Raw genomic sequence first — 22,190 nt, forward strand, 5'->3', positions numbered from 1 at the left:
ATTAATGGATTCATAGTTTGAAAATAAAGCGATTTTTTGCCAAAGACATGAGAACGGCGCTGCTCCAAGTGAAAGAGGAGTTAGGCGCGGAAGCGGTGATCATGTCAAACAAGAAAGTGGCTGGTGGAGTAGCGATTGTTGCGGCGATAGATAGTGAATCTAATCCGCCTCAAGCAAGCGCAGCGTCACAGCAAAATCGCGGTGCTTCTCAATCGAATCGCTATAACGAACATCGTCAAATGTCATCGTCTTCTGCTGATCGTTACCAAGATCGTCATTTAGATGAAGATAAAATTAGCCTGAACAGTAATAACAGTAACAATGAAAAAACAGGCTCAATGACGCAGCGATTCGCTAATATGCTTAAGCAATATAGCGGTGGTGCAGCAGATGCTGACGACCACGTAGCGGAAAATGAAGATTCGCTCTCTGCTTTGCTGCAACGCCAAAATAAGCATCGCGACGGCTACAACCAAGAAAAGCCAGCGCCATATCAACCAGATTCACCTTTGGCGAAGCTAATCGCACAGGACAATCGATTTGAACGTCCGACGCCCAAGCTGGACCCGACGCGCTATGACCGACGTCGCCCAAGTGATGAGCGTGACGAATCGGCCGATGAGCTAGAAAGCATGCGCGAAGAGATGACGTCAATTCGTCGTCTGTTGGAGCACCAAGTTTCTGGCCTGATGTGGCAAGAAGTAGAACGCCGTGAGCCGCTAAGAGCAATGCTGATTAAGCGCTTAGAGCGAATGGGCGTTTCTCCGGAGTTAGCAGACCAGATGGCCTGTTATATTCCGGAAGATACAAAGCCAGCGCGAGCGTGGAAAGCGTTATTGTCGCTGGTGGCGGATCAAATCAATATTCCTAAACAGGACATTTTAAAACGTGGTGGCGTAGTCGCATTGTTGGGTCCGACTGGGGTTGGGAAAACAACAACCGTAGCGAAACTCGCAGCACGCGCAGCCATGGAATACGGTGCCGACAATGTGGCCCTTGTGACAACAGATACATATCGCATAGGTGCACATGAGCAACTCTCAATTTACGGAAGAATCATGGGTTGTCCCGTAAGAGTTGCTAAAGATTCTAACGAGTTAGCCGATGTTATATATCAGCTAAGAAACAGAAGACTGATTTTGGTCGATACGGCAGGGATGGGGCAACGAGATGTGAGGCTTTCCGAGCAGCTCGACACTCTAATGCAAGAGAGCGGAGAAGTGATTCACAGCTACCTTGTTTTGCCGGCTACCGCACAACGTCGTGTTCTACAAGAAACGCTGGATCACTTCCGACGTATACCACTTTCGGGTTGTATTATGACGAAGCTTGATGAGTCATTAAGCCTAGGCGAATTCATCAGTGTAGTGATTCAAAACGCAATGCCAGTAGCTTACATCGCTAATGGTCAGCGCGTACCAGAAGACATTGTGATAGCGCAACCAAAATATATGCTTGCGAAAGCAAATGAACTGTTAGAGAAGTCGACAGAGAACGAACCTCACTTTTGGAACAGTGACAGTGAAGGACTCTAAGGCGGCGGACTACTATGACTGAGAATATGATACACGATCAAGCAAGCGGCCTCCGTCGCTTAACACAACCATCGTTGACCAAAGTGATTGCTGTTACTGGCGGCAAAGGTGGTGTGGGGAAATCAAACGTAACACTGGGTCTGGCGATTTGTATGGCTCGCCAAGGCAAGAAGGTGATGGTTCTCGACGCTGATTTAGGTCTGGCCAATGTGGACGTGATGCTCGGAATTCGTGCAAAACGTAATCTAGGACATGTCTTAGCGGGTGAATGTGAGCTAAAAGATGCGATTGTCGAAGGGCCTTATGGTATAAAGATAATTCCTGCAACTTCTGGCACACAGAGCATGACAGAGCTTTCTCACGCTCAGCATGCCGGACTCATCCGAGCATTTGGTAGTCTTGAAGACGAAATGGATGTCCTGCTGATTGATACCGCTGCTGGTATCTCTGACATGGTAATCAGTTTTTCGCGAGCAGCTCAAGATGTGGTTGTAGTTGTGTGTGATGAACCGACGTCAATCACAGATGCCTATGCATTAATCAAGCTGTTGAGTAAAGAACACCAAGTTCAACGCTTTAAAGTTGTAGCAAATATGGTCAGAAGCTACCGTGAAGGGCGAGAATTGTTTGCAAAGTTGACACTAGTCACAGAGCGATTCTTGAATGTTAGCCTTGAACTCGTAGCATGTATTCCATTAGATGATAAAGTACGACAGGCTGTAAAAAGACAAAAAATTGTCGTTGATGCGTTCCCACGCTCGCCTGCCGCTTTAGCTATCAGCTCACTAGCAAACAAAGCGTTGACGTGGCCACTACCGAAAACACCAAGTGGACACTTGGAATTTTTTGTGGAAAGGTTGCTAAATCGTACCGAATTCGCAGAGGACCCTTTTGGTGAATAAAGCGATAACCTATGACCAACATGGCAAATTTAATAGCCAGCAGGCGTTCATTGAACGTTATTCAGTGTTGGTTAAGCGCATTGCCCACCACCTACTAGGCCGTTTACCGCCGAGTGTTCAGGTAGAGGATTTAATTCAGGCCGGCATGATCGGTCTTATCGAAGCTCAGCAGAATTATGATGGTTCTAAAGGTGCGAGCTTTGAAACTTATGCAGGTATCCGTATTCGTGGCGCAATGTTAGATGACATGCGTAAAGGCGATTGGGTACCGCGTTCTGTTCATAAAAATAATCGAGAGATTAACCAAGCGATTGCGGAGCTGGAAGGCGAATTAAATCGAGATCCTACTGATTCTGAAGTAGCCACGCATCTCGGTATGACACTGGATCAATATCATAGTGCTCTTACCGATATCAACTGCTCAAAATTAGTCGGTATTGAAGATTTAGGCGTTTCTGATGATGTGATTTCACCGGCGGATGAAACCGATGACAGCAACCCATTCAAAGGGGTAGTTGATGAATCATTTCGAAAAGCACTGGTTGAATCAATAAAACAGCTTCCAGAGCGTGAAGCTTTGGTTCTTTCGCTTTATTATGATGAAGAACTCAATTTGAAAGAAATTGGCGATGTGTTAGGCGTAAGCGAATCTCGCGTAAGTCAAATACTGAGTCAAGCGATGCAACGTTTACGTACCAAGCTCAGTGCGTGGACACAAAATGACTAAAAACACTGATTTTACGATTCAGTGGAGGCAATTTTGAATAAAAACATGAAGATCCTTATTGTTGATGATTTCTCAACAATGCGCCGTATTGTTAAAAACCTGCTTCGTGACTTGGGTTTCAATAACACTCAAGAAGCGGACGATGGTTTAACCGCATTACCAATGCTGAAAAAAGGTGACTTCGATTTTGTTGTAACTGACTGGAACATGCCAGGTATGCAAGGCATCGATTTGCTTAAACACATCCGCGCGGATGCAGAACTTAAGCATCTGCCAGTTCTAATGATCACGGCTGAAGCGAAGCGTGAGCAGATCATTGAAGCTGCTCAAGCAGGTGTAAACGGCTACATTGTTAAGCCATTTACTGCTGCAACATTAAAAGAAAAATTAGATAAAATTTTCGAGCGTTTATAACTCTCTCTTTCTCTTTGTTATTCGAGTCATTCATACCAATTATTAAATACCTATTAAATGACTCGTTTAGCGTTTTCAAAGTGATAAGAAGAACTAAACGTAAAAGGGTCTATTCAGAATGATCTCACTAGAGCAGGCGAAGTCACTCGTTCAAATGCTAGAAAACGGGGAACAAGACCAAGCCAATATGCTTGTTGCCTCGATCTACGAAGGTGCCGATAACCCAATGCTGCAAGAAATTGGAGCGTTAACTCGAGACCTTCACGAATCACTCAAGCAGTTCAGTCTCGATCAGCGCATGACCGAAATTGCGAAAGACGAAATCCCTAATGCTAGGGATCGTCTCAATTATGTGATCGAGAAGACAGAGCTTGCAGCCAACAAAACAATGGATGCGGTCGACTGCTGCCTTCCTATCGCTGACAACCTGCATGATTGCCTTCTAAAAGTTCGTCCTCAATGGAATGAACTCATGCACGGGCGCATAGAATTAAGCGAATTTAAAGCACTGTGTCACCGAATCGACGGGCTATTAGTGCAAGTCGAAGGTGACAGCACTGAATTGCGCGGCCAATTGACCGAAATTCTCATGGCGCAAGACTTCCAAGACCTAACTGGCCAAATCATTCGCCGCGTAATTACGTTGGTTAATGAAGTTGAAGGCCGCTTAGTGGAAATCCTAACCGTATTCTCTGGAAATAAACTTGAAGAACATATTCAAGTTTTGTCAGAACCGGCAGATAAAAAGAATACACAAACAAGCGAAGCCGAAGGCCCGATTCTTCATCCAGAACTGAGAGAAGATGCGGTTTCATCGCAGGACGAAGTCGATGACTTGTTGTCCAGTCTTGGATTTTAAAGGTAACGTATGAGCTACGATTTAGACGAAGATATTCTTCAGGACTTTCTCATTGAGGCTGGGGAAATTCTCGAGCTGCTTTCTGAGCAGTTGGTTGAATTGGAAAATAACCCAGAAGACAAAGACTTACTTAATGCTATTTTCCGCGGGTTTCATACCGTAAAAGGCGGTGCCGGCTTCCTTTCATTGGCAGAGCTAGTCGATACTTGTCATGGTGCGGAGAACGTGTTCGACGTTTTACGAAACGGTCAACGCACGGTAACGCAAAACTTAATGGATACGATGCTAAAAGCCTTGGATACGGTTAATACCCAGTTCCAGGCTGTTCAAGATCGTGAGCCGTTAGAAGCTGCGGACCCTGAGCTTCTTGAAGAACTTCATCGTCTATGCAAACCTGAGTCAGAAGATGAAGTAGCGGCAACCGTAGTTGAAGAACCAGTGGCTACTCCAGAGCCTATTATTCCCGAGCCTATCATCGAAGAACCTGCTGCGCCGTCAGCACCATCAAGTGTCGGCTCTGTTGATGAAATTACCCAAGACGAATTCGAAAAGCTACTTGATGAGCTTCATGGTAAAGGTTCAGCGCCAGGCGCCTCAATGTCTGCGACATCTACAACGCCATCTGAACCGCCTCAATCGAGTGCACCATCAGTTGAAAGTGGTGATATCACTGATGATGAGTTTGAACGTTTACTCGATGAACTGCACGGTGTAGGAAAAAGCCCTTCTACGGCAGAGGCTGCTGCATCTGCATCTGCATCCGTACCAGTAGAGCCACCTAAAGCGGCAGAGCCTTCCGCTCCAGTGTCATCTTCATCAAATCAAGACAGTGACTTAATGACGGACGAAGAGTTCGAAAAGTTACTCGATGAGCTACATGGTTCAGGTAAAGGTCCAACGCTAGAAGAATTGGATATGGCAACGAAGCCAGCGTCAGCAAACGTAGAGCAAAGCCCTGCGAAACCTGAGCCTGTTGCTAAGCCAGCACCCGTTCAAGCAGCGCCAGCACCAAAGCCAGAATCTAAACCAGTCGCGGTAAAAGAAGAAGCCAAAACACCAGCGGTTAAAAAACCTCAGGCTGAAGCAACCGTTCGTGTTGATACCTCGACGCTTGATACCATCATGAACATGGTGGGTGAGCTCGTATTGGTGCGTAACCGTCTACTAAGCCTTGGTTTGAATAGCGACAACGAAGAGATGTCCAAAGCGGTCGCTAACCTTGATGTGGTAACTGCGGATCTACAAGGCGCGGTAATGAAAACGCGTATGCAGCCAATTAAGAAAGTGTTTGGCCGTTTCCCACGCGTTGTCCGTGACTTGGCTCGTAACCTAAATAAAGACATCGTGCTAGAAATGCGCGGTGAAGAAACCGATCTCGATAAAAACCTTGTAGAAGCATTGGCCGATCCGTTGATTCACTTGGTGCGTAACTCGGTTGATCACGGTATTGAAATGCCAGACGCACGCGCGAAGGCAGGCAAATCACGCACAGGTAAAGTGATTTTGTCAGCATCGCAAGAAGGGGACCATATTGAACTATCCATCGTAGATGATGGTGGCGGTATGGACCCGAACAAACTGCGTGGCATCGCGGTGAAGCGTGGCATGATGGATGAAGATGCGGCGGCACGTTTAACGGACAAAGAGTGCTTCAACCTTATCTTCGCACCTGGTTTCTCAAGTAAAGATAAAATTTCTGACATCTCTGGTCGTGGTGTGGGTATGGACGTGGTTAAGACGGCGATCAATACCTTAAACGGTTCAATCGATATCGATTCTGAGCTAGGCAAGGGCACTAAGATTACGATCAAAGTACCACTAACGTTAGCGATTTTACCGACTCTGATGGTTGGTGTTGGCGGTCATCCTTTTGCTCTACCACTGGCTTCGGTGAGTGAAATTTTCCACTTGGATCTTAGTCGTACAAACGTGGTAGATGGTCAACTGACGATCATTGTGCGTGAGAAATCTATCCCACTATTTTACTTACAAAACTGGTTGGCATCCAAATCGCAAAACGTCCAAGAGCGTACTGGTCACGGTCACGTGGTGATTGTACAGATTGGTAACCAGCGCGTTGGTTTTGTTGTGGATACGCTTATTGGTCAAGAAGAAGTGGTTATTAAGCCACTCGATAATCTATTACAGGGCACTCCAGGTATGGCTGGTGCGACAATTACTAGCGATGGCCATATTGCATTAATTCTAGATGTGCCTGATTTACTTAAGCGATATGCTGCGGCTTCACGCCTTTAAGCAAAGCTGACGTTATTAAAAGGAATAAGATGGCGATTAAAGTACTAGTCGTTGATGATTCGAGTTTTTTCCGACGTCGCGTGAGCGAAATCATCAACTCAGAATCGCGCCTAGAAGTGATTGACGTTGCGGTAAATGGTAGAGAGGCGGTTGAGAAAGCCAAATCTCTCAAACCTGACGTCATCACGATGGATATTGAAATGCCAGTGATGGATGGCATTACAGCTGTACGTGAAATTATGGCCGCTGCTCCAACGCCAATTCTAATGTTTTCGTCCCTGACCCACGACGGGGCGAAAGCTACGCTTGATGCGCTAGATGCAGGCGCATTGGACTTCTTACCGAAAAAGTTTGAGGACATTGCGCGTAACCGTGAAGAAGCGGTGTCATTACTTCAACAGCGTGTGATTCAGATTGCCTCGAAGCGCGCTTTCATGCGTCGACCTATCGCTCGCCCAACAGCGAGTACCAGCACGACTACTCGATCATTAGGTTCAAGAACGGCTTCACCTGTGACTCCAACACCAACTCGACCTGCTGCGACAAAGTACCGTGCTTCTGGTAAGAAGTATCAACTGACGGCAATTGGCACATCAACAGGTGGCCCCGTTGCTCTACAAAAAATTCTGACGCGTTTGCCGATGAACTATCCGCATCCGATTGTATTGATTCAACACATGCCAGCAACGTTTACTGCTGCGTTTGCCAGTCGTTTGAACACCTTGTGTAAGATTCAAGTGAAAGAAGCACAAGATGGCGATGTGTTACAGCCCGGTGTGGCATACCTTGCACCAGGTGGGAAACAAATGATGGTGGATGGACGAGCGGGCGCTGCTCGTCTTCGCATTATTGATGGCGGCGACCGCATGAACTACAAACCATGTGTGGATGTGACTTTTGGTTCTGCCGCAAAAGTATATGGCGACAAAGTGCTCTCTTTAGTGTTGACAGGCATGGGTGCAGACGGTCGTGAGGGCGCTCGCATGTTGAAGTCTTCAGGCTCAACTATTTGGGCACAAGATGAAGAAAGTTGTGTTGTTTATGGCATGCCCCAAGCGGTTGCTAAAGCAGGCATTTCTTCAGAAGATTTACCGCTTGACCGCATTGCTGAACGCATGTTGGTGGAAGTTGGCCTAGCTTAGGATTCATCATGATTGTTTGGAGTGTAGCTAACCAGAAAGGAGGCGTGGGTAAAACCACCTCAACAGTGACATTAGCGGGCTTATTGAGCCAGAAAGGCCATCGAGTATTGATGGTTGATACTGATCCTCACGCCTCACTGACTACTTATCTCGGTTATGATCCTGATGCAGTAACTTCGAGCCTATTTGATTTATTCCAGTTGAAGACGTTTTCTCGTGAGACGGTTAAGCCGTTGATTTTAGAAACAGAGCTGGAAGGAATGGATATCATTCCCGCGCATATGTCCCTTGCCACGCTTGATCGCGTAATGGGTAATCGCAGTGGTATGGGATTAATCTTAAAACGGGCGCTGCAAACTGTCTCACAAGACTATGACTATGTGTTGATTGACTGTCCGCCAATCCTTGGCGTGATGATGGTGAACGCGTTGGCAGCCAGTGACCGAATTTTGATTCCTGTTCAAACAGAGTTTTTGGCGATGAAAGGTCTAGAGCGCATGATGCGTACGCTAACCATTATGCAAAAATCTCGCCCGGGCGGTTTCAAAGTGACTATCGTCCCAACCATGTACGATAAGCGCACGAAAGCGTCATTGCAGACATTGATGCAACTGAAAAAAGATTACCCAAATCAAGTGTGGACCTCAGCGGTGCCTATTGATACCAAGTTCCGCGATGCCAGTTTAAAGCACTTGCCAGCTTCGCATTTTGCATCTGGTAGCCGTGGTGTGTTTGCCTATAAACAGCTACTGATTTACCTGGAGAGGTTGGCGTTCGATGAGCAGTAATGATGTGCTGTCCAGTGAACAAGCACTTGATGACTACTTTAATGCATTACTGGATGATGAAACTGAAATAACGACTCTTGAGGAAGACCTTGACCTGTTGGCTCAAGAGGTATCATCTGCAGAGCCAGAGCCAGAGCCAGAGCCAGAGCCAGAGCCAGAGCCAGAGCCAGAGCCAGAATTACAGCTACAATACTCGGAGCCAGAAACGTACCAGTTTCAAGAAACATATCCGCCAGAGTTGGAAGCTCCAAACCTGGAAGATGTTCAAAGGCTATTAAGTCAGCTTGAAGCAAGCAACCCAGTGGCTGAGTTGGATATTGATAGTATTCTTGAACAAAATACGATTGATATTGCAGCAGAGATAAAAGCGGCTGAGCCTGAGGTACAAACCTTTAGTGAGGTGCCTGAGCTTCAGGGTGTTGAGGAAATACAGGACTGGGTGATTGATGAGCCAGTTTTTGAGGAAGCGCAACCAGAGGTGGATGAACCTCACGCAGTGATCGAACAAAGTATCAATATAGAATCGAACGTCGATACTGAACTCGAAACACAAGCAGATTCCGATATACCAACGGCCTGGGAGAGTACGAAGCGAAGTGAGGACTTCCAAGTTCTTTACTTTGATGTGAATGGTGTCACGTTTGCTGTACCTCTTGATGAGTTAGGTGGTATTCATCGCATTAGCGAGCTTAACCATTTGATAGGAAAACCCGCCTGGTATTTGGGGCTACAAACAAATCGCGAGCAACAGTTTGATGTCGTCGATACCGCGAAATGGGTGATGGCAGATAAGCTTCGTGATGATAGCTATAAAGATAACTACCAATATGTCGTCATGCTTGGTGAGAGCATGTGGGGGTTGGCCAGTAACCAATTAATGGGGACTGAAACGCTTAATATCGACAAGGTTCGCTGGCGTGAGCAGGCGGGTAAACGCCCTTGGCTAGCGGGCATGGTAAAAGAAAAAATGTGTGCCTTAATTCATGTCCAGGCGCTCATTGACATGCTAAACGCCGGTTTAGATGTCAAATCACTGAATTAGATTTAAGTCGGGAACGACATTAACGAGGATTAACTATGTCTCAAGCTTTTGAAGTAGAAGTGAAGAAAGATGCATCGAATGACGAAGTTCTTCAGTGGGTGACGTTCCAGCTAGAAGAAGAAACGTACGGCATCAACGTAATGCAAGTTCGTGAAGTACTTCGTTATACTGAAATTGCCCCTGTTCCAGGTGCACCAGATTATGTACTTGGTATCATCAACCTACGCGGTAATGTAGTTACTGTTATCGATACACGTTCACGTTTTGGCCTGATGGAAGGCGAAGTCACCGACAACACTCGTATTATTGTGATCGAGTCTGAGCGTCAAGTGATTGGTATCTTAGTAGATAGCGTGGCAGAAGTCGTTTATCTGCGTTCTTCTGAAATTGATACGACGCCTTCAGTTGGTACCGACGAGAGTGCGAAGTTCATCCAGGGTGTGAGCAACCGTGACGGCAAGCTTCTTATCCTTGTGGATTTGAACAAGCTGCTAACAGATGACGAGTGGGACGAGATGGCTCACCTTTAATGGCTGAATGATGATGGCTGAAGAGACTCTTTTATCTGCTCCATTCCTTGCGGGTGGCGTCGCTTTTATCGTGTTAGTATTGGTTGTTTTGCAACTGCGGATTCGCTCGGGGTTACAAAAGCAGTTAGACCAACAACGAGCTCAATCTCGACACGCAGATAAAGAAGTGCAAAAGTTGAGTAAGCAGTTACTCGAAGTGCGCTCGGTTGTCGTTGGTCTTGGACAAAAAGTGACGGAGCAACAAGACATTATTCAGCACTTAAACGAGAGAATTCGCGAACTCGAACACGCTGATACTGATGGTCGCTTGTACAGTCGCGCTTCTAAAATGGTACAGCTTGGCGCTGATATCAACGAGCTGATTGAAGAGTGCGAACTACCAAAAGCCGAAGCTGAGTTGATGCTTTCACTGCAGAAGAAACTGGCGGGGAAAGAGAAGATTCCACCATTAAGTGGTCAGCCATCAGATGATGCAGAATATCCAACGCGTGGACGTCGTCGACGCTAAAGGTTATCAAGCGATAAAAAAGAGGCGTTATTACGCCTCTTTTTTTGTTTTTAGCCGTTAATGCTCTTCTTAAATACACCCCTAGATAACCTTCAGTCGATCTTGCTCTTAGCTCTGGCCTCTCAAATTCAAAATGAGCGCTTATAACTACTTATAGTTAATTTTATTAAAGTGTGATGATTAATTAACAAAAATACATGAACTTACATGTAACCTAGCCCTCTTATCCTGTTTTGTCATAACTAAGCTGTGCTAATATAGCGGCTCGTTCATTTTTTAGTTGAAGCTCTATGTTAGAAGTGTCTAACCTGACAGCAATCCGTGATGAAAGGGTTCTGTTTGAAAACCTGCAGTTTGAAATTAAGCCTGGTGAATTGGTCCAGATCGAAGGGCGTAATGGTACTGGTAAAACTACATTGCTACGGATTGTGACAGGGTTAGGTGATAGAGAAGAAGGTGTCATTAAATGGAAAGGCGAAGAGGTTGAAAAATCTCGTGATGTTTTCCATCAAGATCTGCTTTTCTTAGGACATCAAACAGGAGTGAAACGAGAGCTTACCGCATTAGAAAACTTACGTTTTTATCAATCTATTCAAAATAATCGCTCTTCAGACGAAGAAATCTTTATCGCTTTGACTCAAGTAGGATTAGCTGGTCGAGAAGATGTGCCTGTAGCACAACTTTCCGCAGGTCAGCAACGACGAGTCGCATTGGCAAGGTTATGGCTCAGTAAGCAAATTTTATGGATTTTAGATGAGCCGTTGACTGCCATTGATAAGCAAGGTGTCAAGGTGCTTGAATCTTTGTTCGCAAGTCATGCTGATAATGGCGGTATTGTTGTGTTGACGACGCATCAAGATATGTTTGCGGACAGCCCGAAACTTAGAAAAATAAAGCTGGGTGACTGATATGATTTCCTCGATGACCACCATCATTCGTCGTGAGCTCCTAATCGCATTTCGCCGTCAGGCAGACATTCTGAACCCGCTGTGGTTCTTTATTATTGTCATTACTCTCTTTCCTCTGAGTATTGGACCAGAACCTAATTTGTTAGCACGTATTGCAGCGGGCATCGTTTGGGTTGCCGCATTGCTGTCCGCCTTATTATCATTAGAGCGTCTATTTCGTGATGATTTTCAAGACGGTGCACTAGAACAAATGATGCTAATGCCGATTCCATTGCAACTTGTAGTGGTTTCAAAGGTCATAGCACATTGGTTGTTAACAGGGTTACCTCTGATTTTAATTAGCCCATTATTGGCGGTTTTACTTTCGCTCGACTTCAATACTTGGCTATCGGTTGTATTAACCTTAATGATCGGTACACCAACACTAAGTTTTATTGGCGCCATTGGTGTGGCGTTGACTGTTGGGTTGCAAAAGGGTGGCGTTCTTTTGAGTTTGCTTATTCTTCCGCTCTACATCCCAATTTTGATTTTCGCAACATCGGCAATTGATGCCGCCGCACTCGGTATGGCGTATAACGGTCAACTAGCGATTTTAGGTGCGATGCTAATGGGGGCGATGACATTAACGCCTTTTGCCATTAGTGCCGCATTGCGAGTTAGTGTTAACTAACTCAATAAAGTGCCAATGAAGCGGCGCTTGATCAAAGAATTATTATTAAAGCACTGCTACGGTCTCAACCCTTTAGACAGTGTCCCTGAAGTAAGAGTGAGAACAAAACATGTGGAAATGGCTACATCCTTATGCCAAGCCAGAAGCAGCTTATCGTTTGAGTGGTAAGTTTCTGCCTTGGTTTTCTGTATTGGCCCTCGTATGCTTATCGGTTGGTACGGTTTGGGGGCTTGCATTTGCGCCTTCAGATTACCAACAAGGTGATAGTTTCCGAATCATCTACATTCATGTCCCATCAGCTATTTGGTCTATGGGAGTTTATATGTCGATGGCGATCGCTGCATTTATTGGCCTAGTGTGGCAAGTTCGCCTATCTGATATGGCGGCACTTGCGATGGCTCCGATTGGTGCAGTATTTACTTTTATTGCTCTACTTACAGGTGCTGTTTGGGGCAAGCCTATGTGGGGCACTTGGTGGGTATGGGATGCCCGTCTTACATCTGAATTGATTCTTCTATTTCTCTACCTTGGTGTGATTGCGCTTTACCATGCGTTTGACGATCAAAAAACCGCCGCAAAAGCTGCTGGTATTTTAGCGATCGTAGGCGTAGTAAACCTACCTATCATTCACTTTTCAGTGGAATGGTGGAACACGCTTCATCAAGGTGCGACGATCACGAAATTTGAACAACCTTCTATTTCATCCGACATGCTTTGGCCGTTATTGCTGAACATCTTTGGCTTTGCGTTTTTCTTTGGTGCCGTGACGATGGTCCGTTTTCGTAACGAAATCATCAGTAAAGAAAGTCACCGCCCCTGGGTGCGCAAACTCGCAACAGAACAAACTCAGTGAGGTAACTGATTATGCATTTTGAATCTCTGAGCGACTTTTTTGCCATGGGTGGCTACGCATCATACGTATGGAGTGCGTTTGGTATTACTTTCTTATCCATGCTGATTCTTCTAATCACTAGCCTTCGCCGCGGTGATGCATTATTGAAAGAAGTGAAAGCAAAAATTGACCGTCAAGCTCGTATCGACGCAGCGAAGAACATGGAGAACACCTTATGAACCCGAGACGTAAAAAGAGGCTAGGTATTGTACTAGCGATCTTTATCGGTATTAGTGCCACCATTGGTTTGATACTTTATGCGCTTAACCAAAATATGGACCTTTTCTACACTCCAACGGAATTGGTTAATGGTAAGCCAGATGGCACCAAGCCAGAAGTAGGCCAGCGTCTGCGTATCGGTGGAATGGTGGTTGTGGGCTCAGTTCGTCGAGATCCTAATTCTTTGAAAGTGAGTTTTGACCTGCACGATGTCGGTCCGAAAGTGACGATTACCTATGACGGTATTCTTCCTGACTTGTTCCGTGAAGGGCAGGGTATTGTTGCTCAAGGTGTACTGAAAGATGCCACGACAGTTGAGGCATTTGAGGTCCTAGCGAAGCACGATGAAGAATACATGCCACCAGAAATTGCAGAAGCGATGAAGAAAACGCATGAACCGCTTCAATACAGCACCGAACAGAAACAAGGAAGCGGCCAATGATTGCTGAAATCGGTCACTTTGCTCTCATTCTTTCGCTTGCAATGGCAGTGCTGTTGAGCGTATTGCCATTGTGGGGAGCATCGAATAATAACACCATGCTCATGAACACAGCGCGACCGCTATCTTGGTCTATGTTCCTGATGCTGTTGTTCTCTTTCGCCATTTTATGTTGGGGATTTTATACCAACGACTTCACGTTACAGTATGTAGCGAGCAACTCGAATAGTCAGCTTCCTTGGTACTACCGTTTAACCGCAGTATGGGGTGCGCACGAAGGTTCACTGTTGCTATGGGTTTTAATCCAAGCTGCTTGGACTGTCGCTGTAGCGACGTTTAGTCGTGGTATGCCGCAAGAGTCGGTTGCACGTGTACTTGCTGTTATGGGCATGATCTCAGTGGGTTTCCTACTGTTTATCATCCTAACGTCGAACCCATTCCTACGTACGTTACCGTTCTTCCCGGTTGACGGACGTGACTTGAACCCTCTGCTTCAAGACCCTGGTTTGATTGTTCACCCGCCAATGCTTTACATGGGCTATGTTGGTTTCTCGGTTGCATTCTCTTTTGCGATCGCATCCCTAATGACCGGACGCCTTGATACGGCTTGGGCTCGTTGGTCTCGTCCTTGGACAACCGCTGCATGGGTATTTTTAACACTTGGTATCGCACTAGGTTCTTGGTGGGCTTACTACGAACTTGGCTGGGGTGGCTGGTGGTTCTGGGACCCAGTAGAAAACGCATCATTCATGCCTTGGTTAGCGGGTACCGCATTAATGCACTCTCTTGCCGTGACAGAAAAACGCGGCACATTTAAAGCGTGGACGGTACTATTGGCAATCTCTGCATTTTCGTTGAGTTTGTTGGGCACCTTCTTAGTCCGTTCCGGTATTTTAGTATCGGTGCACGCGTTCGCGTCTGACCCGTCGCGCGGTATGTTTATTCTAGGCTTCCTCGTTTTCGTTATCGGTGGCTCTTTATTGCTGTTTGCCGTAAAAGGGGCAGCAGTGCGTGTACGAGGTAACTTCGACTTAGTCTCACGTGAAAATGCGCTCTTAGCCAACAACGTATTACTTATCGCCGCTCTTGTTGTGGTGTTAGTGGGGACACTGTTGCCGCTCGTACACAAGCAGCTTGGTTTGGGGTCGGTTTCTATCGGTGCGCCATTCTTTGACATGCTGTTTGCGTGGTTAATGATGCCATTCGCTTTCCTGCTTGGTATTGGTCCTCTTATTCGTTGGAAGCGAGACAATTTATCTAAACTTGTGAAACCAATGCTCGTTTCAGGTGTGCTTGCTTTCGCCTTGGCCGCGCTATGCGTGTACCTGTTTGCCGATTTCTTCTCAACCATGGCTTACATTGGTTGGGTGATGGCGATTTGGATTATTGCGATGCATGGCTTTGAACTGTACGAGCGCGCAACGCACCGTCATAGCTTTAGTGAAGGTGTTCGCAAGCTGCAACGTAGCCACTGGGCAATGATGTTGGGTCATGTTGGTCTGGCGGTATCTGTTATCGGTATTGCGATGGTACAGAACTACAGCATCGAGCGTGATGTACGTTTAGCACCTGGCGAACACTTCCAAATTCAAGGCTATGATTTCTACTTCTCAGGCTTGCGTGATAAAGATGGTCCAAACTACGATGGCTACATCGCAGACTTTGAGATCACACACGATGGCAAATACGTGAATACGCTTCACGCAGAGAAGCGCTTCTACCGTACGGCTAAGTCTATGATGACTGAAGCAGCCATTGACCGTGGTATTAGCCGCGACTTATACATTGCAATGGGTGAACGTTTAGACGACAACCGATCTTGGGCTGTTCGTATTTACTATAAACCGTTCGTTCGTTGGATTTGGGCTGGCTCTTTGATTATGGCATTAGGCGGCGCACTAGCGATTTCTGATAAACGCTACCGCTTCCGTAAATCGCCGAAGAAAAATACGAAGTCAAAAGAGCAGGAGGCATAACATGAATAAGAAAATCTTATTTATTCCGCTTGTCGCTTTCATGATTCTAGCGGGCATTTTCGCGACCCAATTAATGCGTAACCAAGAGGGCGATGATCCAACTAAATTGGAGTCGGTTTTGGTTGGCAAGCCAGTTCCTGAGTTTCATTTAGAAGACCTGGCTGAGCCTGGAAAACAGTACGACCAATCAATTTTTAAAGGTGAACCGTTGCTCTTGAACGTTTGGGCAACGTGGTGCCCAACGTGTTATGCAGAGCATAAATACCTAAACGAATTGGCGGGTAAGGGCGTTAAGATCATCGGTATGAATTACAAAGATGATCGTAATAAAGCAATAGGTTGGCTGAATGATCTCGGCAACCCGTACTTGATCAGCCTATTTGATGGCAGTGGTATGCTTGGCCTTGACCTTGGCGTTTATGGTGCTCCAGAAACATTCATTATTGATGCAAATGGTGTGATTCGCTATCGCCATGTAGGGGATGTAAACCCACGTAATTGGTCAGAAACACTGGAGCCGCTTTACAACAAATTGGTTGAGGAGGCGAAGCAATGAGAAAGCTAATTCTTGCCGTTTTTGCTGCGATGACATTATCTCTTGCTGCTCATGCGGCCATTGAAGTGTACGAGTTTGATAATTTGGAACAAGAACAGCAGTTCAAAGAGTTAAGCCATACGCTCCGTTGCCCTAAATGTCAGAACAACACGATCTCGGATTCTAACGCTGAACTTGCTCAGGACTTACGCCATAAGGTGTATGAAATGACCAAAGAAGGTAAGTCCAAAGATGAGATTGTTGATTACATGATCGCCCGTTACGGTAACTTCGTGACTTACAACCCACCATTTACGGTCGCGACTGCGATTTTGTGGCTAGGGCCACTCGCTGTAGTACTGGGTGGTTTTGGTTTGATTGTGCTGCGTAGCCGTAAATCTAAAGTTAAGGCAAAAGCGAGCAGTGACGAGCAATGGGATGAGCAAAAAGAAGCTCGTTTAAAAGCATTGCTTGAAGAAGAGAACAACGGAGATAAGAAGTAATGACACTATTTTGGATTTTCACCGTTGTTCTCACGCTTATTGCTTGTGCGCTGGTGGCTTTGCCGCTGCTTAAACAAAAAGCGAACAATGATGATGTGTTACGCGATGAGCTTAACAAGGCATTTTATAAAGACCGACTATCTGAGCTTGCAGAAGAAACTGACGAAGGTCTAGTTGAAAGTGAAGACGAACTGATTTCTGATCTAAAGCAATCACTGCTTGACGATATCCCTGGTGATAAAGCGCAAAAAGAAACTAAGGTTTCTCCAATCGCGGTTTTAGTTCCATCGGTAATTCTGACGGTGGTGCTGAGCTATGGTTTGTATTATAAATTTGGCGCGTCAGACGATATTGTTCAATGGCAAGAAGTGTCTGCAAATCTACCTGAGTTATCGAAAAAGCTGATGTCGGCTTCTTCTGAGCCGCTGAGTGACGATGAAATGGCGGATTTGACCCTTGCCCTTCGAACTCGCTTACATTACCAGCCGGAAGACTCGACAGGTTGGTTACTGCTAGGTCGTATTGCGTTAGCAAATCGTGATGTCACCACAGCTATCGATGCGATGGAAAAATCGTACCGCCTAGAGCCCAAAGATCCTGATGTGATGTTGGGTTATGCACAAGCTCTGATGCTGTCTCAAGAGGAAATGGATCAAGCGACGGCTCGCTCATTACTCGGCAAGCTGATGCAGCAAGACTATGTCGATCTGCGTGTGTTTTCTTTGTTAGCGTTCGATGCGTTTGAGCGTCAAGACTTCCCGGCTGCCATCAAGTACTGGGGAATCATGCAGCAAATGATTGGTCCAGAAGATAGCCGCTACGAGATGTTGTCACGCAGTATTGAGAGTGCTCGTAAGCAAATGGGCGAAGCGGTTTCACAGGATAAGAGTGTAGCTGTGACAATTGATGTGGCACCAAATGCTCAGTTGGATCCAAACGCAGTTCTGATTGTGTCAGTACATCGTTCAGATGGCTCCCCAATGCCTGTGGCTGCTGCTCGTTATCCGCTAGGTACTTTCCCTCGCACAGTCGTATTAGATGATGGCAATGCCATGATGCAAGGGCAAAAGTTATCTTCACTCGATAAGCTAATCGTCCGTGTGCGTCTAGATTCTGACGGTAACGTAGCAACGCGTGATCAAGATTGGCACGGAGAAAGTGACGTCGTTGAATTTGGCGCACCAGTAGAAGTGACCATTGATCAGCAGTATTAATTGTTAACATCTGTCTCTGAAACATGACAACGAGGTAGAGTCAGTTGCCTTTAGTGGTATGACTCTAAACGATCGAGTAGAATACCGAAGGCCAGCGATTGCTGGCCTTTATTTATTCCCATATCTGAGTCATCTTTACTATGTATCCTGCTCAACATACGTACAATGGTTAATCGGGGTGACTTAGGTACATTAATAGTCGTTATGGAAAATAAAATGTATAACAAGGGTAAATCTACCTTCTTGTTGCTGTTAGCCGTTGGACTGGTTGGCTGTTCAAGTGCGCCTGATGAAGCAGTAACAGGACAAGAAACAAATCAAACGACTTCTGATGTGTATGACCCGTTGGAAGGCTTTAACCGAACCATGTGGGAACTCAACTACGAATATTTAGATCCGTATTTGGTTCGTCCTGTATCACTTGCGTATGTAGAATACACGCCAGTTCCTATTCGTTCTGGTATTGCTAACTTCTTATCGAACTTAGATGAGCCAGCAAGCATGGTTAATAACTTAATCATGGGTAATGGTACGAAAGCCGTGGACCACTTTAACCGTTTTTGGATTAACTCGACGTTCGGTATTTTCGGTTTATTCGATATTGCAAGTGCCGCGGGTATTACGAAGTACGACGAGAAAGCGTTCAGTGATGCAGTAGGCCACTATGGTGTTGGAAATGGTCCTTACTTCATGGTTCCAGGTTATGGTCCGTATACCTTACGTGAAGTGACAGATACCGTAGATAGTACGTATTTACCCCTCTCTTATCTCAACTTCTGGGCGAGTTTGGGTAAGTGGGCGTTTGAAGGAATGGAGAAGCGTGCTTTATTAGTACCGCAAGAAGCGCAGCTAGACTCGTCGCCGGATCCATATATTCTAACTCGCGATGTTTATATCCAGCGTCAAAACTTTAAAGCAGAAGTTGAAACGGTAGAAGAAGTTAACATCGAAGAAGAAGAGTATTTAGATGAATATCTAGAAGACTTTTAAGCGTTGTTCTTCACAATAGAGAAATGAAAAAAGGCTTAGCTGATGCTAAGCCTTTTTTGTATTTTGCAGCTTGGTTAGAAACGGTAGTTTGCTTGAACACCGATTAGCCAAACATTACCCGTAGTTTCGCCTACAAATTGGCCGCCGACTTGTTCTGCAGTGTCGTCTGACTTGTAACCACGAGACTCAACGATTGGTGCGTCTTTCGCAAAAATATAGGTGAAGCCAGCGTCTAGGCTGAAGTCTTTCGTCCAATCGTACGTTGCGCCAATACTTAGCCAAGTGCGGTCAGTTTCTGGAATAGTGATCGTACGGTTTTTGTCGCTTACCGCTGAAGTATCGTATGCAATACCAGTGCGTAGCGCTAGCTTAGGATCAAGCTGGTAAGTGGCACCAACAGCAAAGCGATAGTTGTCTTCCCAGTTTTCTACTTTAACCATATGCGTGCCAGCAGTATCTAGACGTGCTTCCAATTTCTCGAAAGAGCTCCAATCCGTCCAGTTAACGCTTGCGTGTAATGCAAGTTGGTCTGTTACTTGGTGGAAGCTTGCCAACTCAGCCGTTGCAGGCAGGTTTAGATACATGTAGCCGTTGTCGCGTTCAGAAGTACCGAAGCCAAAACCAAGACCTTCAGCATGGCCTTCAAGCTTTAGTTCAACTTCAGATTTGTACGCGAAGCCGATACGGTTATTTTCATTGATCTGCCATGCTGTACCAACTTGCCAGCCCCAAGCGGTATCGTCACCTTCCATGTATTTTAGAGCGGTACCTTGAGGAACACTGATTGGTTGATTAGTTTCAGGATTTAACCCTACAACGTTATTCTTAGGAGCTGCTGCGCCAAAGCTGCCTTCGCCGATGATGTAACGGATACCACCACCAACGCTGATTGATTCATTGACTTTGTAAGCTGCGTTCAAGTTCGCTTCCATTGTCGTTACGCTTGCTTCGTTACCGAAGTGCGAGGCACCAAAGCCTTTACCTAAATCGGTTTCCATGCCGTAGTTGGTGCCAAATGCCAAACCAATCGCGAATTTCTCATTATATTGGTGTGATAGGTAGAAGTTTGGAATGATTGCATCATGTGCGAAGTCATCTGAAGATGCAGAAGAAGTGCTACCGTGGAAGTTTACATCACCTTCAATATCAATATTTGGGTTCACATAGATTGCACCAACGGACACTTGAGTGCCTTCCAAATAAGTTAGCATTGCTGGGTTACGCCATTGTGCACTTGCGTTGTCAGCCATTGCAGCTTCACCAGCATATGCTCGACCTAGGCCTGTTGCAGAATATTCAGCAAGTTGGAAACCTGCTGCGTTAGCCATGCCCGTTGTGCCAAGTAGGCTTAATGCCACTGCTGTTGATAGAAGAGTCTTGTTGGTTTTCATTCGAATGTTCGCTGATTTGTTTATAACGTGGGACGAAAGTTTAAAGGTAGAGTTTTTACTTTAGAAATGAAAATCCAGCGTAAGTGGTCATTTGAAATATTATCCTTTCAAATGTTATTTTTTTGGTTTAATAATCTAACTGTGAAAGGCTTGTAAACGGAATTCAGCGAACAGCTGTGCGTCCTAATTGTGAGATTTAGATACACGTGTTCACTCAAATTGAGTGAGCAATAAATCGCAGATATGAAAAAAGGCTGGAAATCCAGCCTTTTATATAAAGTATTTTTCTACTAACTAACAGCGAAGCGTTTAGAAGCTACGGCTGTATTGTAAGCCGAATAGAATAGCATCAGCGCGTGTTGTTGCTGACAAGCTCGAGATATTTTGAGGGCTTTGAGCGTCACTTGGGTTGTACATTGGGTTAGGTGTTGATTCATTTACCTCAACATCTTTACCCATTAGGTACGTAAAGCCAAAGTCGACATTTGATTTACTATCAATGTGATAAGTAAAGCCAGTAGAGAACCATTGGCGATCTGAGTCAGGAACGGAAACAGACGTTAAGTCAGCTTGGGCGCTCGTGTCGTACATGTAACCAGCACGAAGTGTCCAGTTATTACTTAGGTAATATGTACCACCAATCGAGTAGTGCCACCCATCTTGCCACTGGTACTGTTTATCGTACGATGAGCCAAGAGGAGAGCCTTTTAAGTTAGAGAATTCAATTTGATCGAAAGTTTCCCAGCCAATGTATTGGATGCTGTAGTGTACAGCAAACTTAGTGTCTTGAATTTTGTGGAAGCCGGAGAACTCGGCCATATCTGGTAAAGGTAGTGTGATTTTTTGACCTTTATCGTCTTTTGCTTCCATTTCTGGACTATGACGGTATGCAAGACCAAATCGATTGTTTTCATCTAGCTCGTACACAGTACCAACATTGAAACCTACAGCCCAACCATCAGCTTCGTCTACATCGACGAGTGTGCCTATTGCAGCATGTTCACGCTTCATTGTACCTTGGCCGTAGATTAAATCTAAACCAGCACCAAAGCTCCATTGTTCATTGAGACGGTAAGAACCTGCAAGGCCAAAGTTTACGCTCTTAACATCAGTTAAGCCGCCATATTCTTTTGCCGCAAAGCTATTGTCGAATTCTGTTTTAGTACCGAAATTAGAGTATGCGTTTACGCCCCATGCAAACTTGTCATTTACAGGAACGATTAGATGAATGTTCGGTGCAATAGAAGTATCGCCAGCGTCGTCATAGTTTGAGTCGACAGGCTTGAACAGTGTTGGTGCTACTTGGCACGTTGAACCACAATATTTCGCATCTTTCACTTCAATCATTGAAGTAATGCTTTCGAAACCTAGCGAAAGTTCCATTTTATCAAACAGAGCCATTGCTGCTGGGTTACGAGCCATTACTGCTGCATTATCTGCGATTACTGCATCACCAGCAAATGCACGGCCGATGCCAGTTGCTGATTGAGCGTTGATTTGGAAACCCGCTGCCATCGATTGACCTGAGGCAAAAGCTACCGTTACTGCTAGGAGAGTCTTTTTAAACAGACGCGTGTTCTGAGTCATTTGTTTTTCCTTATTAGATTCGTCTCTTTGGACGATAAATTGAGCTTTTGCTCAGTGGCGCAGATAGTAGTATCAATAATTGCTTGGACAAATCCGACCATTGGATAAAATTGAATAAAAATTGCAGAAATGATGTCTAAAAGACGGGAAATTGCACTTAAAA

The 22,190-nt window shown here is 45.5% G+C and carries 23 protein-coding genes; 21 read left to right on the forward strand and 2 right to left on the reverse strand.

Annotated features, from left to right (window positions below; translation table 11 throughout):
* The first annotated feature begins 17 nt into the window (after positions 1-17).
* The 21 genes from flhF to R7P80_RS08070 all read left to right on the forward strand — a co-directional run bounded on the left by flhF (position 18) and on the right by R7P80_RS08070 (position 19,049).
* Positions 18-1,535 carry a flagellar biosynthesis protein FlhF gene (gene flhF, locus R7P80_RS07970; RefSeq protein ID WP_017635950.1) on the forward strand — a complete coding sequence of 506 codons (1,518 nt, stop codon included), beginning with the start codon at positions 18-20 and terminating at the stop codon, positions 1,533-1,535.
* 14 nt (positions 1,536-1,549) lie between these two features.
* Positions 1,550-2,437, forward strand: a complete 888-nt coding sequence (locus R7P80_RS07975) for a MinD/ParA family protein (protein ID WP_005380498.1) — start codon at positions 1,550-1,552, stop codon at positions 2,435-2,437.
* Positions 2,430-3,164 (forward strand): RNA polymerase sigma factor FliA, encoded by a 735-nt coding sequence (locus tag R7P80_RS07980; RefSeq protein WP_005380499.1) that lies wholly within the window; start codon positions 2,430-2,432, stop codon positions 3,162-3,164. The genes R7P80_RS07975 and R7P80_RS07980 overlap by 8 nt, the downstream gene beginning before the upstream one ends.
* A 45-nt stretch (positions 3,165-3,209) precedes the next feature.
* Entirely contained in the window at positions 3,210-3,578 is a 369-nt protein-coding gene (gene cheY / locus R7P80_RS07985) for a chemotaxis response regulator CheY (RefSeq protein WP_017635949.1), read from the forward strand.
* A gap of 118 nt (positions 3,579-3,696) precedes the next feature.
* Positions 3,697-4,437, forward strand: a complete 741-nt coding sequence (locus tag R7P80_RS07990; RefSeq protein WP_005380502.1) for a protein phosphatase CheZ — start codon at positions 3,697-3,699, stop codon at positions 4,435-4,437.
* Positions 4,438-4,446: 9 nt separating this feature from the next.
* The gene (locus tag R7P80_RS07995) at positions 4,447-6,693 is read left to right on the forward strand and encodes a chemotaxis protein CheA (protein ID WP_225491502.1); all 2,247 of its coding nucleotides are present in this window, start codon (positions 4,447-4,449) and stop codon (positions 6,691-6,693) included.
* Positions 6,694-6,722: 29 nt separating this feature from the next.
* Positions 6,723-7,835, forward strand: a complete 1,113-nt coding sequence (locus R7P80_RS08000; protein WP_005380504.1) for a protein-glutamate methylesterase/protein-glutamine glutaminase — start codon at positions 6,723-6,725, stop codon at positions 7,833-7,835.
* An 8-nt stretch (positions 7,836-7,843) separates the two neighbouring features.
* Positions 7,844-8,623, forward strand: coding sequence for a ParA family protein (locus tag R7P80_RS08005; RefSeq protein WP_005380505.1), 780 nt, complete (start codon positions 7,844-7,846; stop codon positions 8,621-8,623).
* Positions 8,613-9,665, forward strand: a complete 1,053-nt coding sequence (locus R7P80_RS08010; protein ID WP_225491501.1) for a chemotaxis protein CheW — start codon at positions 8,613-8,615, stop codon at positions 9,663-9,665. Before R7P80_RS08005 ends, R7P80_RS08010 begins: the two co-directional genes overlap by 11 nt.
* A 35-nt stretch (positions 9,666-9,700) precedes the next feature.
* A complete protein-coding gene (locus tag R7P80_RS08015) occupies positions 9,701-10,195 on the forward strand; it encodes a chemotaxis protein CheW (protein WP_005380507.1) in 495 nt (164 codons plus the stop codon).
* A 13-nt stretch (positions 10,196-10,208) separates the two neighbouring features.
* The gene (locus tag R7P80_RS08020; protein WP_031777229.1) at positions 10,209-10,703 is read left to right on the forward strand and encodes a DUF2802 domain-containing protein; all 495 of its coding nucleotides are present in this window, start codon (positions 10,209-10,211) and stop codon (positions 10,701-10,703) included.
* Between the two features lie 290 nt (positions 10,704-10,993).
* Entirely contained in the window at positions 10,994-11,611 is a 618-nt protein-coding gene (gene ccmA / locus R7P80_RS08025) for a cytochrome c biogenesis heme-transporting ATPase CcmA (protein ID WP_005380511.1), read from the forward strand.
* A gap of 1 nt (position 11,612) precedes the next feature.
* Positions 11,613-12,281, forward strand: coding sequence for a heme exporter protein CcmB (gene ccmB, locus R7P80_RS08030; protein ID WP_005380512.1), 669 nt, complete (start codon positions 11,613-11,615; stop codon positions 12,279-12,281).
* A 109-nt stretch (positions 12,282-12,390) separates the two neighbouring features.
* Positions 12,391-13,134, forward strand: a complete 744-nt coding sequence (locus R7P80_RS08035; RefSeq protein ID WP_005380513.1) for a heme ABC transporter permease — start codon at positions 12,391-12,393, stop codon at positions 13,132-13,134.
* 11 nt (positions 13,135-13,145) lie between these two features.
* Positions 13,146-13,352, forward strand: coding sequence for a heme exporter protein CcmD (gene ccmD / locus R7P80_RS08040; protein WP_005380515.1), 207 nt, complete (start codon positions 13,146-13,148; stop codon positions 13,350-13,352).
* A complete protein-coding gene (gene ccmE, locus R7P80_RS08045; RefSeq protein ID WP_005380516.1) occupies positions 13,349-13,834 on the forward strand; it encodes a cytochrome c maturation protein CcmE in 486 nt (161 codons plus the stop codon). The genes ccmD and ccmE overlap by 4 nt, the downstream gene beginning before the upstream one ends.
* Positions 13,831-15,807, forward strand: a complete 1,977-nt coding sequence (locus tag R7P80_RS08050; RefSeq protein ID WP_225491500.1) for a heme lyase CcmF/NrfE family subunit — start codon at positions 13,831-13,833, stop codon at positions 15,805-15,807. Before ccmE ends, R7P80_RS08050 begins: the two co-directional genes overlap by 4 nt.
* A 1-nt stretch (position 15,808) precedes the next feature.
* Positions 15,809-16,363, forward strand: a complete 555-nt coding sequence (locus tag R7P80_RS08055; RefSeq protein ID WP_005380518.1) for a DsbE family thiol:disulfide interchange protein — start codon at positions 15,809-15,811, stop codon at positions 16,361-16,363.
* Complete coding sequence (locus tag R7P80_RS08060; RefSeq protein WP_005380519.1) at positions 16,360-16,845, forward strand: cytochrome c-type biogenesis protein; 486 nt, start codon at positions 16,360-16,362, stop codon at positions 16,843-16,845. The genes R7P80_RS08055 and R7P80_RS08060 overlap by 4 nt, the downstream gene beginning before the upstream one ends.
* The gene (ccmI, locus tag R7P80_RS08065; protein ID WP_225491499.1) at positions 16,845-18,059 is read left to right on the forward strand and encodes a c-type cytochrome biogenesis protein CcmI; all 1,215 of its coding nucleotides are present in this window, start codon (positions 16,845-16,847) and stop codon (positions 18,057-18,059) included. Before R7P80_RS08060 ends, ccmI begins: the two co-directional genes overlap by 1 nt.
* Positions 18,060-18,275: 216 nt before the next feature.
* Positions 18,276-19,049 carry a VacJ family lipoprotein gene (locus R7P80_RS08070; RefSeq protein WP_005380523.1) on the forward strand — a complete coding sequence of 258 codons (774 nt, stop codon included), beginning with the start codon at positions 18,276-18,278 and terminating at the stop codon, positions 19,047-19,049.
* 74 nt (positions 19,050-19,123) lie between these two features.
* On the opposite strand, the gene R7P80_RS08075 is transcribed toward R7P80_RS08070, so the two are convergent.
* Entirely contained in the window at positions 19,124-20,440 is a 1,317-nt protein-coding gene (locus tag R7P80_RS08075; RefSeq protein ID WP_047104363.1) for an outer membrane protein transport protein, read from the reverse strand.
* A 309-nt stretch (positions 20,441-20,749) separates the two neighbouring features.
* Positions 20,750-22,027, reverse strand: a complete 1,278-nt coding sequence (locus R7P80_RS08080; protein WP_149192451.1) for an outer membrane protein transport protein — start codon at positions 22,025-22,027, stop codon at positions 20,750-20,752.
* Positions 22,028-22,190 lie beyond the last annotated feature (163 nt).

It is taken from the genome of Vibrio sp. 2092 (assembly GCF_033339635.1).
GTDB lineage: Bacteria > Pseudomonadota > Gammaproteobacteria > Enterobacterales > Vibrionaceae > Vibrio > Vibrio alginolyticus.